General features: G+C 40.5%; 12 protein-coding genes. All 12 read left to right on the top strand.

The window, feature by feature from the left end:
* Positions 1-42: 42 nt before the first annotated feature.
* The 12 genes from MKY65_RS18365 to MKY65_RS18310 all read left to right on the top strand — a co-directional run bounded on the left by MKY65_RS18365 (position 43) and on the right by MKY65_RS18310 (position 14,904).
* Positions 43-1,482 carry a hypothetical protein gene (locus tag MKY65_RS18365; protein ID WP_339179368.1) on the top strand — a complete coding sequence of 480 codons (1,440 nt, stop codon included), beginning with the start codon at positions 43-45 and terminating at the stop codon, positions 1,480-1,482.
* Positions 1,479-2,651 (top strand): diphosphate--fructose-6-phosphate 1-phosphotransferase, encoded by a 1,173-nt coding sequence (locus MKY65_RS18360; RefSeq protein WP_339179366.1) that lies wholly within the window; start codon positions 1,479-1,481, stop codon positions 2,649-2,651. The genes MKY65_RS18365 and MKY65_RS18360 overlap by 4 nt, the downstream gene beginning before the upstream one ends.
* On the top strand, positions 2,632-3,366 hold the full coding sequence (locus MKY65_RS18355) for a GntR family transcriptional regulator (protein WP_339179364.1): 735 nt from the start codon (positions 2,632-2,634) through the stop codon (positions 3,364-3,366). Before MKY65_RS18360 ends, MKY65_RS18355 begins: the two co-directional genes overlap by 20 nt.
* A 14-nt stretch (positions 3,367-3,380) precedes the next feature.
* Positions 3,381-4,259, top strand: a complete 879-nt coding sequence (locus MKY65_RS18350) for a class II fructose-bisphosphate aldolase (protein ID WP_339179362.1) — start codon at positions 3,381-3,383, stop codon at positions 4,257-4,259.
* A 31-nt stretch (positions 4,260-4,290) separates the two neighbouring features.
* The gene (locus tag MKY65_RS18345; RefSeq protein WP_339185304.1) at positions 4,291-5,721 is read left to right on the top strand and encodes an aldehyde dehydrogenase family protein; all 1,431 of its coding nucleotides are present in this window, start codon (positions 4,291-4,293) and stop codon (positions 5,719-5,721) included.
* 86 nt (positions 5,722-5,807) lie between these two features.
* A complete protein-coding gene (locus MKY65_RS18340) occupies positions 5,808-6,707 on the top strand; it encodes an AEC family transporter (protein WP_339179361.1) in 900 nt (299 codons plus the stop codon).
* Positions 6,708-6,934: 227 nt separating this feature from the next.
* Complete coding sequence (glpK, locus tag MKY65_RS18335) at positions 6,935-8,437, top strand: glycerol kinase GlpK (protein WP_339179358.1); 1,503 nt, start codon at positions 6,935-6,937, stop codon at positions 8,435-8,437.
* Between the two features lie 310 nt (positions 8,438-8,747).
* Entirely contained in the window at positions 8,748-10,409 is a 1,662-nt protein-coding gene (locus MKY65_RS18330; RefSeq protein WP_339179356.1) for an FAD-dependent oxidoreductase, read from the top strand.
* Positions 10,410-10,524: 115 nt separating this feature from the next.
* Positions 10,525-11,523 carry a hypothetical protein gene (locus MKY65_RS18325; protein ID WP_339179353.1) on the top strand — a complete coding sequence of 333 codons (999 nt, stop codon included), beginning with the start codon at positions 10,525-10,527 and terminating at the stop codon, positions 11,521-11,523.
* 83 nt (positions 11,524-11,606) lie between these two features.
* A complete protein-coding gene (gene trxB, locus MKY65_RS18320; protein ID WP_193064310.1) occupies positions 11,607-12,539 on the top strand; it encodes a thioredoxin-disulfide reductase in 933 nt (310 codons plus the stop codon).
* Between the two features lie 530 nt (positions 12,540-13,069).
* Positions 13,070-13,957 (top strand): RNase adapter RapZ, encoded by an 888-nt coding sequence (gene rapZ / locus MKY65_RS18315; RefSeq protein ID WP_084612854.1) that lies wholly within the window; start codon positions 13,070-13,072, stop codon positions 13,955-13,957.
* A complete protein-coding gene (locus MKY65_RS18310; protein ID WP_339179348.1) occupies positions 13,954-14,904 on the top strand; it encodes a YvcK family protein in 951 nt (316 codons plus the stop codon). The genes rapZ and MKY65_RS18310 overlap by 4 nt, the downstream gene beginning before the upstream one ends.
* The last annotated feature ends 125 nt before the right edge of the window (positions 14,905-15,029 follow it).

Here is a 15,029-nt window from a genome sequence, read left to right as displayed (position 1 = left end):
ATTCAGTATTTATAAAATGTTTTTGGAAAGCGGGGAAGTTACATGGCTAATAAAATAGTATATATTCCAATTGGAAGAAAAACGTTTGATTTAAAAGCTGCTGAAGAGCAGAGGGAACAAAGCTCGAAACTCTTACATGAATTGGTTGATACGGTAATAGAACCAAAGGAGATTATTACATCTACTGAAGATGTAATGGATTTTCTGAATACAGAGGATTTAAATGATATATCCTACGTTGTCTACCAACATGCAACTTTTGCTGATGCTGCTGCTGTGGAAGAACTGATTCAAGTAGTGAAAGCTCCGATAATTGTCTGGAGTGTCAGAGAGCCAAGTGTTGGCGGAAGATTACGGTTAAATTCTCTAACTGGAGGAAATGCAACCAGCCATCACTTAAAAGCTGCGAAACATCCGTATGTCTTTGTATTTGGCAATGCAGAAGAATCACGAGTCAAAGAAATATTATCGAACTATCTAAATGGGGTTCAAGAAGAAAAGGAAAGAAACGTAAAATCAATTAATACCCTAATTGAAGTAAATACAAAACAAAAATCAGAAGTAGAAAAAGTTATTAAAGATCTTCAAAATATTAAAATTGGCGTTTTTGGAGATCATCCACCAGGATTCTTTTTCTCTGGTACAAATGAAGAAAAACTTGGAGAACAGCTGGGAGTTTCGGTGAAATTTTTTGATTTAAATGAAGCATTTGAGAAATGTGTGGAGCTCCCGAAGGAAAAATGGATTGGAGCCATTGAGAGAGCTGAGAAGCAGGTGATTGGATTAAACAGATCGGATGAAACAGTAGAACGATTTGCACAATTCACAACCTATGTTAAAGAGCAAATTGATCAGGAGGAACTTACAGGAACAGCAGTACGTTGTTACCCGGAATTTTTCAATAAACTAGGTGCTGCAGCCTGCTCCACACTATCACAATTTACTGAAGATGGTATCGTTTCAGCTTGTGAATCGGATATTCATGGGGCTATCTCGATGTCAATTCTGCAGCAGCTGTCAGGAGGAAGTGCTCCTTATTTAGGAGATATGGTACATGTTAATGAAGAAAGCAATTCTGTGGTATTTTGGCATTGCGGGGCTGGTGCATATTCTTTAGCAAATCCAAAAACTGGAGCACGTCCCGGGGTCCATCCAAATAGAAAACTGGGATTCACCATGGAATTTGGTTTAAAACCGGGAAAAGTAACTATTTTCAGAGTAAGCTATACACCGGAAGGATATCGCATGCTTATCATGTCAGGAGAAGCATTGGATACACCGCAGCGTTTTAATGGAACCTCTGTAGAAGTAGAACTGGGAACAAACGTAACAGATACGCTTTATGATTTAATGGATGAAGGATTTGAACCACATTACGCCCTTGTATATGCAGATATAACGGATGAATTAATCGAGTTGGGCAAACAGCTGAATATTGAAACTGTGGTATATAACAGTCGTTCGGAAGAAGTTCTCTCATGAAGAAGGTTGTTGTAGGACAGGCAGGCGGTCCAACTTCTGTTATCAATGCAACATTAGCGGGTTTTGTAGAGGAAGTGATGGATGAATACAAGCTTACCTTTTTACAAAACGGCTACGAAGGCCTGGTTTACGGAAATTTTTTGGATGGAACAGATGAAATAAACAGCTGGATTGTAGAAAACAGACATGTGCCGGGAGCCTGCCTTGGATCTGGACGCTTTCCTTTGGAAGCTGAGCATATCGAACAATGTGTTCAGCAATTAAGAAACATACAGGCAGATGCGCTTGTCGTAATCGGTGGTAACGGCACAATGGAAGCTTTAAGTAAAATTGAACAGGAAGCGGCAAATACAGGGTATGATTTACAAGTTATCGGGTTACCGAAAACAGTGGATAATGATTTGGGAGGAACGGATCATGCGCCGGGTTTTGGCAGTGCGGTAAGGTATGTTGCTCAATCAACCTTAGATATCAGCAGAGATCTTTATTCCATGAGAAATTTTGAACAGGTTCGAATCTTAGAAACGATGGGTAGAAATGCCGGCTGGCTGGCGCTGGCTACTGGATTTCTTCGCAGATATGAAGAGGACGGTCCGCATATCATCTTAATTCCGGAAAGACCTGTAAAAAAAGAAATATTCTTAAAAGAAGTAGATAAAACAATTCAGAAGAATGGTTATGCTGTGATTGTAGTGAGCGAGGGGGCGAAGTGGGAAGGATCCAACCAAATTGAGAAGGAAGTCGTAGATGGCAGAAAGATACTTGGCGGGATTTCCTCAGAAATAGAGGATTTAATAAAAAAAGAGTTAAAGATAATGGCAAGAGCAGAGCTGCTGGGGATGAACCAGCGCAGTTCTTCCATGTTTGTTTCACCAGTGGACTATAAGGAAGCATCTCAAGCAGGAAGCTGTGGAGGCAAATGGTTAAAAGAAGGTAAAAATAAAATCATGGTTTCCCTACAAAGAACGAAACAATTCGACTATAATATAAGTAAAATACCAGTCGATTTGAAGGAAGTAGTTCAAGAAGGAGAAAGGTTGCTGCCGGATTATTTTATTGATAATCGTCAGGCATATTATGAGTGGTTGACTCCAATAATTGGAGAAGGCCTTCCTTCTTATCCTTCACCGATTCCTAGGAGAGATAGTCATGTCGGGGAGCCGTTTTGAGCCTAAAAAAGGCGAGGCATTGTATTTACAAGTAAAAAAAGAATTATATAAACGTATTCAGGAAGGTATCTGGAAGGCGGATACACTTATTCCTACAGAGCAAGAATTAATTTCAGAATTTGATGTCAGCCGAACAACCATAAGACAAGCAATAAACTTGCTTGTTCAGGATAATTTACTTGAAAAGAAACAGGGACGAGGGACTGTTGTCCGGCCGCAAAATTTGGTAGGGCATTTAGGTAAACTGAAAGGATTTACAGAAGAAGCCAGAGAAAGAGGACAAATCCCGAAAGCAAAGGTTTTACGAAGTGAATTTAAATCAACGTTTTTTTTCGAAAAGGATATATTAGAGGTTGCTGAAAAGGATCCTATCCTGCTGGTGGAAAGAATCCGGCTGGCAGATGATATTCCGATAGCAATTGAAAGATCCTGCTGGCCAAAGGATATTGGAGAATTACTGCAAACGCATAACCTGAATGAAGCGCATTACTATGAAATTTTAGAACAGCATAATATTTATTTAAAGCGTGCGAAAGAAACCATCAGAGCAATTAATGCAACGATGGATGAAGCAGATTATTTAGGAATTCGCCCGGGAGAAGCGCTGTTAGAAATGACAAAAGTCAGCTATGGAATGGACGATCGTCCAATTGAATATACAAAAACTAGATATCGAAGTGATAAATATCAATATAGTATCGAATTAAAAAGATAGGGAGTGGACATAGTATGCCATTTATAAACGGAAAGGTAATGCTTCAGCATGCTTATGAGAATGGATATGGCGTTGGGGCTTTCAGTGCGCATAATGCTGAAACCATTTTAGGGATTTTAGAGGCGGCAGAAGAAGAACAGGCGCCAATTATGATTCAAGTGGGGCAAAAGGTTATTCAGACATTAGGAATGGAATCAATGAAAGCATTGATAGATATCTATGCAAAACAATTTACAATTCCGGTCGCTATTCATTTAGATCACAGCAGAAGTTTTGAACAAACAATGCAGGCTGTTCAGCTTGGGTTTCAATCTGTCATGTTTGACGGGTCCGCAAGATCCTTTGAAGAAAATAGCAGCATTACACGGGATGTCGTTCAAGTAGCAAAAGCACTCCATATCGGTTCTGAAGGAGAAATTGGCAAAATAGGCGGAACAGAGGATGATATTTCTGTAGATGAAAAAGATGCCCTTATTACAACGACAGAAGAAGCAGTTGCCTTTGTAGAAGCAACAGACGTGGATTATTTAGCTGTTTCCATTGGTACTGCTCATGGGCTGTATAAACAAACACCTCAATTACGATTTGAGAGGTTAGATGCCATTTCAAAGGCGGTGCAACGTCCCGTAGTGCTTCATGGAGGATCGGATGTTCCTGATGAACAGGTTCAAAAAGCAATCCAATTAGGCGTTGCCAAAATTAATGTAGACACAGAATTGCGTCAGGCGTTTACAAATGGTGTAAAAGAAACTTTTAAACAGAATCCGGATGAAATCGTATTAGCCAATTCATTAGGAAACGGAAAAGATTATTTAAAGAAAAAAGTTCAGGAAAAAATAAAGGTATTTGGCAGTAATGGGAAAGCAAAGGATTTATTAGAAAACAAAAGGTAGTAACCTTATGTTGTGAAAGGATGATGTTATGATGAATAATGTATTATTAAAAAATACCTATGGCCTTTTCATTGATGGAAAATGGACAGAGAGGGATAAAAGGCTTCCGGTCTTCAATAAATACTCACAAGAAGTGATTGCTGAAATTTCTGTAGCGGAAGAAAGCGATGTAAATGCAAGTACAGAGGCAGCTAAAAAAGCTTTAAAAACACCATTTCCACCTTACGAGCGCTTTCATGTTTTAAAAAAAGCTTCTGAATTATTATTGGAACGAAAAGAGAGCATTGCGAATGTCCTTGTTCAAGAAGTTGGGAAGCCTTTAACAGAATCAATTGGTGAAGTGGAAAGAGCGGCCTTAACATTAGAAGTTTCGGCAGAAGAAGCGAAACGTATCCATGGAGAGGGAGTGCCAATAGAGTCAGCACCGGGTTCGGAAAATAGGAAAGCATTGACAATAAAAGCACCAGTTGGGGTCGTTGCCGCCATCACACCATTTAACGTTCCTTTAAATCTAGTTTGTCATAAGGTTGGGCCAGGTCTTGCTGCGGGAAATAGCGTGATATTAAAACCAGCAGAAGAAACATCTATATCCGCGCTATTGCTGGCGGAAATATTTGAAGAAGCTGGTCTTCCTGTCGGACGTTTAAATGTGTTAACTGGAGAGGGAGCAGAAATTGGTGAGTACTTGACCTCCAATCAAGAAATAAACATGTATACCTTTACTGGCAGCCCGCGCGTAGGTCAAATTATACGTGAAAATACTGGAATAAGAAAAGTAGCATTAGAACTGGGGAATAATTCAGCAACGATTGTTCATCGAGATGCTGATATTGAGACCAGTGCAGCTGCGGCAGCGCAAAAAAGCTTTAATAATGCCGGTCAGGTTTGTATTTCGGTTCAACGTGTTTTTGTGCATGAATCCATTTATGAATCCTTTTTGGAGAAAATGATCGAAACAACAAAAGCTCTCAAGGTAGGTGACCCTGCAGATGCTTCCACAAATATCGGTCCTATGATTGCGGAGAAAGAAGCCATTCGCGTTGAAAACTGGGTGGATGAAGCGATAAGCCAAGGTGCTAAGCTGCAGGTTGGCGGGAAACGCGATGGTGTTTTTTATCAGCCGACTATTTTGACAAATGTAAATCAGGAAATGAAAGTGTGCAGAAATGAAGTCTTTGGTCCAGTAGTTGCAGTAGATACGTATCACGATGAAGATGAAGTGATTGAAAAAGTAAATGATTCAGAGTATGGGCTGCAGGCAGGGTTATTTACAAATGATTTAAGCTTTGTTATGAAAGCAGCCGAGAAGATTGAAGTAGGCGGCTTGATTATTAATGATACTTCTGGTTACAGAGTAGACCACATGCCTTATGGCGGTGTAAAAAAGAGCGGCACCGGTAAAGAAGGTCCGAAGTATGCAATGGAAGAAATGACAGAGGAAAAATTAATTGTATTTCAATAATTACTTTAACGCAAGATGGATAACAGGGCTATTCTAATCGGATAGCCCTGTTATCCATCAATAAATAAAATAAGCAAGGTGATCAAGTGTTTGTTCTATCAATTATGCTACCCATTTTCTTTGTGTTTGTTGTCGGCTACATTGCACAGTCTTTTCTCAAGTTAGAAACCGTCATGATATCGAGACTGGCGATTTACATACTTGTTCCCTTTTTAGTTTTTCGTACCTTTTATTTACAGACGATTGATAGTTCCTTTATGTATTTTATTATTTTTTTACTTGGACTTTGCTTTTTGAGTATTTTTCTCATTACTTTATTTACAAAAGCCTTGAAATATTCTGAGGAACAACGTTGTGGATTAATATTATCCAGTGCGTTTATGAATAATGGAAATTATGGTACGCCGCTAGTTCTCTTTTTGTTTGGACCTGAAGGGATGAAGGTAGCCATTGTATTAATGGTCCTGCAGCAATTGTTAATGAGCACATTAGGAGTCTATTATGCGGCGAAAGGGAGTCCATTTAATGTAGGGAGCATAGATGCCGCAGGACAGGTTTTGCGCATGCCGATGATTTACGGGGCAACACTTGGAATCGTATTTAACTGGTTGAATATTCCCTTAGGAACTTTAATGAAAGGGATTGATTTTATAGCAGATGCTGCAATTCCAGTGATTATGATTGCCTTAGGGATGCAATTAGCAAACATGATAATCAAAAAAGTGGACTGGAAATTACTTTCATTCAGTCTTTCTATGCGGCTGATGCTGTCTCCTTTATTAGCATTACTTATCGTATGGCAGTTGCCGCTTGATGAACTGACGAAGCAAATAATGGTTATTGTAGCAGCTACACCGACTGCTGCAAATACGACAATGTATGCTATCCAATTTCGGGTACAAGAGAATAATGTGTCTGCTGCAACCTTGATATCAACAGTGCTGAGTCTGGTTACTGTTCCTGTTGTCATTTATCTAATGACCTAAATAATTTTAACTTTATAACAGATTAATAAGAAGGTTTGAAATTATTTACACCGCTTTCAATTTATTATAATGTATAAATAAATAGGGTAAAGCATGTGCATAAGTAAAGCACCTTCATCATGCGCCAGAATATCTTTTAAAAGAATATGGTTTTGTCTTTGTGAACTTTTTTTGATTCCTGTTTTATTTTAGTTTAGGAAGCTACATTAGAAAAGGAGGAATTTACCATGACCGAAAAATATATCTTATCCATTGACCAAGGTACCACAAGTTCTCGTGCGATTTTATTTAACCAAAAAGGCGATATTGTAGAAACGGCACAAAACGAATTCAAGCAATTTTTTGATAAACCGGGCTGGGTGGAGCATGATGCCAATGAAATTTGGACGTCCGTATTAGGCTGTATTGCTCAAGTAATCAATAAAACAGGGATTGAGCCGAGCAGTGTAGAAGGAATCGGTATCACCAATCAGCGGGAAACAGCGATTGTATGGGATAAGCATACAGGAAGGCCAATTTACAGGGCAATCGTCTGGCAATCGCGCCAAACAGAAGGTATCTGTAAAGAGCTCAGGGAGCAGGGGTATGAGGACACCGTTCGTAATAAAACGGGGCTGCTGATTGATCCTTATTTTTCAGGTACCAAAGTAAAATGGATTCTGGATCATGTCGAAGGAGCCAGAGAAAAAGCGGAAGCAGGAGACCTTTTATTTGGGACAGTGGACTCGTGGCTGATTTATAAGTTTTCAGCTGGAAAAACACATGTTACTGATTATTCCAACGCTTCCAGAACACTGATGTTTAATATTTATGATTTAAAATGGGATGAGGAGCTTCTGGACATTTTTGATGTACCGAAATCCATGCTTCCGGAGGTGCGCCCGTCATCTGAAATCTATACCAACACAGTGGCGTATCATTTCTTTGGGGAAGAGATTCCGATTGCCGGTATTGCTGGTGATCAGCAAGCTGCTTTATTTGGGCAGGCCTGCTTTGAAAAGGGAATGGCTAAAAATACGTATGGTACCGGCGGCTTCTTATTAATGAATACGGGAGAAAAACCGGTCAGTTCCGAAAATGGTTTGCTGACCACGATTGCATGGGGCTTGGATGGAAAGGTAACCTATGCCCTGGAAGGAAGTATTTTTGTTGCCGGTTCAGCAATCCAGTGGCTCCGTGATGGTTTAAGAATGATTGAATCGAGTCCGGAGAGTGAGGACTTTGCCAGCAGAATTGATACCACAGACGGTGTTTATGTGGTGCCGGCATTTGTCGGATTAGGAACGCCCTATTGGGACAGTGCAGCCCGCGGTGCTGTATTTGGTTTAACCAGAGGGACAAAAAAGGAGCATTTTATCCGGGCAACGTTGGAATCACTGGCTTATCAGACAAGAGATGTGATGGAAGCGATGGCTGCCGACTCCAATATTGATTTGAAAACGCTTCGTGTGGATGGCGGCGCCGTAAAGAATGACTTCCTGATGCAGTTCCAGAGTGATATTCTGGATGTGACCGTGGAACGGCCGGTTGTTCAGGAAACAACGGCGCTTGGTTCTGCTTACTTAGCGGGATTAGCAGTTGGGTTCTGGGAGAGCCAGGAAGAGATCTCGCAGCAGTGGCAAAATGAGAAAACATTTAAAGATGCAATGGATAAAGAAGAAAGCGAGCGCTTATATAAAGGCTGGAAGAAAGCGGTGGAAGCGACGCGTGTATTTAAATTAGAGGATTGATCAGCAAGCACGTAGTAATATGCCGGCTGTGCAATAGATAAAATCCGAATCGAGCAAGTGACTATACAATAAAAGCCAACTGTGTTAAGATATAATCAAGTTAATATAAAGGACGGAGAAGCAGGAGAGACCGCAAAGTATCTGGTGTATAGACACCAGTGCATTTGTGGTCTTTTTTTATTGCCCTGGAAATGTAATTACTCGCCAATGTTCGGGTAGATTCATGCTTTTTATCTGCATTTCTTGAATAACCGTCTTCAATAAAGGGAATAAAAACAATAGATCATTACTGGGAGTGGGAGTGGAAATAATGCATAATTTTTCAAGTAAAGAACGTAAAGAAACACTAGGGGCCTTAGAAAGTAATCAACTGGATTTATTAGTTATCGGCGGCGGTATTACCGGATCAGGAATTTCTCTGGATGCTGCGACAAGAGGTCTGCGTACGGGCCTGATTGAAATGCAGGATTTTGCAGCCGGTACCTCCAGCCGTTCTACTAAATTGGTGCATGGCGGCCTGCGTTACCTGCAGCAATTTGAAGTGAAAATGGTAGCAGAGGTAGGGAAAGAACGTGCGGTTGTTTATGAAAATGGCCCGCATGTGACGACACCAGAATGGATGCTGCTGCCATTCCATAAAGGAAGTAATTTAGGACCGTTTACATCAAGTATCGGTTTGCGTGTATATGACTTTTTAGCAGGGGTAAAAAAATCAGAGCGTCGGGAAATGTTAAAGCCGGCAGAGGTATTAGAACGTGAGCCGCTTGTAAAAAAAGAGGAGCTTCGCGGCGGGGGCTTTTATGTAGAATATAAAACCGATGATGCACGTTTAACGATTGAAGTGCTTAAAAAAGCTGTGGAAAACGGCGTGAAAGCAGTCAACTACACCAAAGCAGTTGAATTCATCTATGAAGAAGGCAAAGTAGTCGGCGTTGTAGCCGAGGATCAAATCAGCAAAGAGAAGCATCCCATCTATGCAAAGAAAATTATTAACGCTGGCGGGCCTTGGGTGGATGATGTCCGTGAATTAGATGGTTCCAAAAAAGGAAAAACCCTTCATTTAACAAAAGGTGTCCATCTTGTATTCGATGAATCGGTCTTCCCGTTGAAGCAAGCAGTGTATTTCGATACACCGGATGGCCGGATGGTTTTTGCTATTCCGCGTGATGGCAAAACATATGTAGGTACAACCGATACCGATTATAAAGGGGATATTGCGCATCCGACGATGACAGAGAAGGACCGGGATTATATTCTAGATGCCATCAATTATATGTTCCCATCTGTTGGAATTGATGCAAGTAAAGTCGAATCAGGCTGGGCCGGCATCCGTCCGTTAATTGCGGAAGAAGGGGCAAGCAGTCCAAGTGAAATTTCCCGTAAGGATGAGATTTTTCAATCAGACTCCGGGTTGCTTTCTATGGCAGGAGGTAAATTAACTGGTTACCGCAAAATGGGCGAGCATGTTGTTAATATGGTAGCAAAACAGTTAAAAGAAGAAGAAGGCATCCTATATACAGAGAGCCAAACGAAGCACCTGCCTATTTCCGGCGGAGAAGTCGGCGGATCCAAAGGCTTCAAGAATTTTAAAGCAGAAAAAGTCAAAGAAGGCAGCAGCCTTGGGTTATCAGAAAATGAAGCAGCAGAGCTGACACAGCGTTATGGCGCAAATGTAGATAAAATTTTTACACTATATAAAGAGAATAAAGAAGCAGCTGCAAAAGAAAACATCGAGCCGGCAGTATTTGCTCAGGTAGTATATGCAATAAATGAGGAAATGGCATATAAAGCAGTGGATTTCTTCATCCGCCGTTCCGGTGCATTATTCTTCAACCGTCCATGGGTGGAAACGCATATGGATACCGTCCTGCCATTTATGGAAAAAGAGCTCGGCTGGACCAAGGAAGAAGCAGCAGCCTATCGAAAAGAACTGGAGCAGTTATTATACGAAACAACGCATCCAGATAAATAAATGAAGGAAACGAAAATAAGATGCACGCCATATCGTGCGTCTTATTTTTTATGGGAATCTGCTATATTCTATGGTATACTTTTCTCGACTGTCTTTAAGAACGGGGGATTGATTCATGTTAAGAAGGAAGAAAAAGAAGACAACTGCAAGTAACGTAACCCCATTTATTCCTGAAGGCGACTTTTACTATACAAAGGGTGTCGAAGCATTTAAGAAAAGGAAGTTTGACATTGCGATTAAATGGATTCAAAAAGCCATTGAGGACAAGCCTCATTTTCCTTTATATAAATGTCAGTTATCGATTATTTATACAGAAACCGGTGCTTATCATAAAGCCAATCAGCTGCTGACAGAAGTGCTGCAGACCGGAGAGTATATTGATTGTTATTATTTAGCTGCCAACAACTATGCGCATCTTGGATTGCTTCAAGATGCCAAAAAGTATGCGCAGATGTATTTAGATAAGAAACCAGAAGGCGACTTCAGCAACGATGCCGCACAGCTTCTTGATTTCATTGAAATAGAGGATGAAGAGGAAGAAAATTTTTCCCTTGAGGATGAAGATGAACTGATTGTCCTGCAGGAGACTGCATTTTATCATATGGAGCATGATGAATGGGAAAAGGCAATTCCGTTTATTGAGGAGCTCATGGAAAACTTTCCGGAGCAGAAGCTGGCTGTCCATGATTATGCCCTGGCCTTATTCTACACAGGCAGAAAAGAAGAAGCCATGCATATTGAAGAAGATATGCTCGTGGATTATCCCAATAATTTGCACAGCCATTTAAATTTAGCTCTGTTTTATTATGAAACGGGAGAGGCGGATTATCAGACGCATATCGACATTATAAACAATATTTATCCGATGCATGAAGAACAAAAGCTGCGGATTGCGGAAGTCTTTGCGAAAACAGCAAATTATGGTTTAGCCTATGAACGGTATCAAAATATTTCTGGGGAGCAAGCTAAAAGGAGAGCATCCTATTATAAATGGTATAGCATCACAGCTTATCAATCGGGGAACCCGAGCAAGGCATTGCGTTTATGGGAAGAGGGTTTGAAGCGGCATCCCAAGCTGTCAGAAGAAGAAGGGCCTTGGGCAATAAAAAAATGAGCAAAAAGATAGACGTTAAATCTTAATTTCATTACACTATACGGTGGAATAAGAATATTATAAGGATAAAGGGGCGGTATGGAATGTCCGAAGAGAGAATATATGATGTGATTATTGCCGGAGCTGGACCAGCAGGTATGACAGCTGCTGTGTATGCTTCACGGGCAAATTTAGATACACTGATGCTGGAACGCGGAATTCCGGGAGGTCAGGTGGCAAATACAGAGGATGTAGAGAACTATCCTGGATTTGATCATATTTTAGGTCCGGATTTGTCGAATAAAATGTTCGATCATGCCAAAAAATTTGGCGCAGAATATGCATATGGTGATATTAAGTCGATTGAAGATCATGGCAATTATAAAACCATTCATGCAGGAAAAAAAGTTTATCATACAAAAGCTTTGATTATTGCAACAGGTGCACAATATAAGAAACTCGGCATCCCTGGCGAAGAAGAGCTTGGCGGACGCGGTGTATCTTACTGTGCCGTTTGTGATGGTGCATTCTTTAAAGAGAAAGAACTGGTTGTTGTCGGCGGGGGAGACTCTGCTGTAGAAGAAGGCGTGTATCTGACAAGATTCGCAAGCAAAGTAACCATTGTTCATCGCCGTGATGAATTGCGGGCACAGCGCATTCTTCAGGATCGCGCATTTAACAACGATAAAATTGAATTTATTTGGGATACGATAGCCGAAAAAATTAACGGTCCAGAGGGAAAAGTCAGCAGTATTTCATTAAAAAATGTAAAAACGGATGAAGTATATGATTTCCCAACAAGCGGTGTATTTGTTTATGTCGGTATGCTCCCATTAAATGATCCATTTACGGATTTAGGGATTACGGATGAAGAAGGATATATTCCTACATCTGAAAATATGGAAACGAAAATACCTGGTATTTTTGCAGCGGGAGATATCCGTGCAAAAGACCTTAGACAAATTGTTACAGCTACAGGTGATGGAAGTATCGCAGCGGAAACAGCAATTAAATATGTAGAAACATTAGAAGATTAATTAGCAAAATTGTCGTATTTTAGGAGATGCATAATACGATAGTTATTGGAAATTGTCGAAAATGCAGGTCATATCCATCTTTGGTTAGGATTTGTATAAAAAAATTAATCTGCGGTAACTGCATCTTAACGTTGCTGTAACACGCATGAAACAATGAAAGGGTATTATAGAATTAACTAATTGACCCCCTTTTAATAGATAGATTAGTTTTGGGACAGGTGACTCACCTGTCCATTTTTTTGTTTAAATGGAAAAAGGGAGAGTGTCTCAGCTGCGGGGAAGTTTCACAGGTCAGCTGTATAAGCTATATAAGAGAAGCGATATCTTCGCAACAGTGTTCGCAGCTCAAACGAAGGCATTCACTCAAAGGCTTGGCGAATGTCAGGTTTTCTAATATAATTAAAATAAGATATAAGAAGCATGATAAAAAGGGTTGAGCTGCTAAAGTCTCAGACAACTTTTTTGAGACTGCAGTCTCCGTACCTGCAAAATGCAAATGTGTTGGAAGAGGACTGAAAGGGGAGAGTTTAGTGAATCAGGAAAAAGAAACAAAGCTCGTTATTATTACGGGGATGTCAGGAGCCGGAAAAACAGTTGCGGTGCAAAGCTTTGAAGATTTAGGTTATTATTGTGTAGATAATTTACCTCCTGCGCTTCTTCCCAAATTTCTAGAATTAATGAAGGATGCTTCGAATACCATTCAAAAAGTTGCACTTGTTATGGATCTGCGCGGCAGAGAGTTCTTTGATTCCTTATATAAGGCACTGGATGCAATCAGCCATACACCATGGATTCAAAGCCATATCCTGTTTTTAGATGCGGAGGATGAAACGCTGGTGACAAGATATAAAGAAACCAGACGCTCTCATCCATTAGCTGTCGGCGGACTTCCTTTAAATGGAATCCATCAAGAGCGAATTATTATTGATGAGCTGCGCGGTCGTTCCCAGCGGATTATTGATACTTCAAAACTCAAGCCGAGAGATTTGCGTGAAAAGATTCTCCAATTGTACAAGGAAGAAAAACAAGAAGTATTTTCCACTCATTTTGTGTCCTTTGGGTTTAAATATGGAATTCCAATTGATGCGGATTTAGTTTTCGATGTACGTTTTCTGCCGAATCCGCATTATGTATCTGCACTTCAGCCATTGACTGGACTAAATCAGGAAGTAAATTCCTATGTATTTAAATGGTCGGATACGAAATTGTTTGTAGAGAAATTAAATGATTTATTCCGATTTATGCTCCCGCAGTATAAAAAAGAAGGAAAGTCTCAGTTAGTTATTGCCATTGGCTGTACGGGTGGACAGCACCGTTCAGTTGCTTTAGCCGAGTACTTTTCCAAACAATTCAGCGATGATTATATTACCCACGTCAGCCACAGAGATATTGAAAAGAGAAAGGCCAAAACCTCATGAGCGATATCCCAAAAATAACAGCGATTGGCGGAGGGACAGGAATGCCGGTTTTGCTTCGCGGGTTGAAGGATTTGCCCGTGGATCTGACTGCTGTGGTGACGGTAGCAGATGACGGGGGGAGTACAGGAAGAATTCGTTCCGAGATGGAAATGCCGGCACCAGGAGATATCCGGAATGTAATAGCAGCTCTGTCTGATGCAGAGCCGATGCTTTTAGAGCTTTTTCAACACCGGTTTCAGCAGGGGAATGGGTTGACAGGGCATTCATTAGGTAATCTATTATTGGCAGCAATGACCTCCATGACCGGTAATTTTAATCAAGGGATAAAGGAAATTTCCCGGGTGCTTAATGTAAAGGGAAATATCTATCCGATTTCAAATGATAACATGTCTTTGCATGCCATTATGGAGGATGGAGAGATTATTCATGGGGAATCCAATATTCCCCTGTCCGGCAAACGGATTAAAAGGGTCTTTTTAGAGCCGCAGCCGCTGCAGCCATTACCTAACGCTGTGGAATCAATTCAAAAGGCGGATTTAATCGTGATTTCTCCAGGGAGCCTTTACACCTCAATTATGCCGAATTTAATTGTTCCAGAGGTGAAGGAAGCATTATTAAATACAAAAGCAAAGATTGTGTACGTTTGTAATATCATGACACAATATGGAGAAACAACGAATTATTCTGCAGCAGATCATGTCCAGGCGATTCATGATCATGTCGGTGATGATTGTGTTGATTATGTGATTGTTCATGATCAGCCAATCGATGCAGAGACGCAGGAGATTTATAAAGAAGAGCAGGCATTCCCGGTAGCAGCAGATAGTTCCCGTTTAGAATCGATGAATGTGCAGGTTTTTCCAGGTAATATTGTCGTGAAGCATAAAGATGGAACTCTCCGTCATAATAATGATAAAATAGCTAAAATGCTTTATAAATTTTTATAGCAGTGAGTGTTCAAAAAGTACGATGAAAAAGACAAAGAAGTCAGATTCAGCGGGGTATGCAGGCTTATTCCGCTGAATACAGTTTCATTGAATAAACGTATCAAGGCGTGTTCGAAAAGGGGAAG

It is taken from the genome of Oceanobacillus sp. FSL W7-1293, assembly GCF_037969815.1.
Taxonomy (GTDB): domain Bacteria; phylum Bacillota; class Bacilli; order Bacillales; family Amphibacillaceae; genus Oceanobacillus; species Oceanobacillus oncorhynchi.
This window is presented reverse-complemented; position numbering and strand designations above follow the sequence as displayed.

Coding starts and splice junctions, on each gene's coding strand:
- MKY65_RS18345 (WP_339185304.1), top strand. CDS start 4,291: ATGAATAATGTATTATTAAAAAATACCTATGGCCTTTTCATTGATGGA.
- trxB (WP_193064310.1), top strand. CDS start 11,607: ATGTCCGAAGAGAGAATATATGATGTGATTATTGCCGGAGCTGGACCA.
- MKY65_RS18355 (WP_339179364.1), top strand. CDS start 2,632: ATGTCGGGGAGCCGTTTTGAGCCTAAAAAAGGCGAGGCATTGTATTTA.
- MKY65_RS18350 (WP_339179362.1), top strand. CDS start 3,381: ATGCCATTTATAAACGGAAAGGTAATGCTTCAGCATGCTTATGAGAAT.
- glpK (WP_339179358.1), top strand. CDS start 6,935: ATGACCGAAAAATATATCTTATCCATTGACCAAGGTACCACAAGTTCT.
- MKY65_RS18360 (WP_339179366.1), top strand. CDS start 1,479: ATGAAGAAGGTTGTTGTAGGACAGGCAGGCGGTCCAACTTCTGTTATC.
- MKY65_RS18365 (WP_339179368.1), top strand. CDS start 43: ATGGCTAATAAAATAGTATATATTCCAATTGGAAGAAAAACGTTTGAT.
- MKY65_RS18310 (WP_339179348.1), top strand. CDS start 13,954: ATGAGCGATATCCCAAAAATAACAGCGATTGGCGGAGGGACAGGAATG.
- MKY65_RS18325 (WP_339179353.1), top strand. CDS start 10,525: ATGTTAAGAAGGAAGAAAAAGAAGACAACTGCAAGTAACGTAACCCCA.
- MKY65_RS18330 (WP_339179356.1), top strand. CDS start 8,748: ATGCATAATTTTTCAAGTAAAGAACGTAAAGAAACACTAGGGGCCTTA.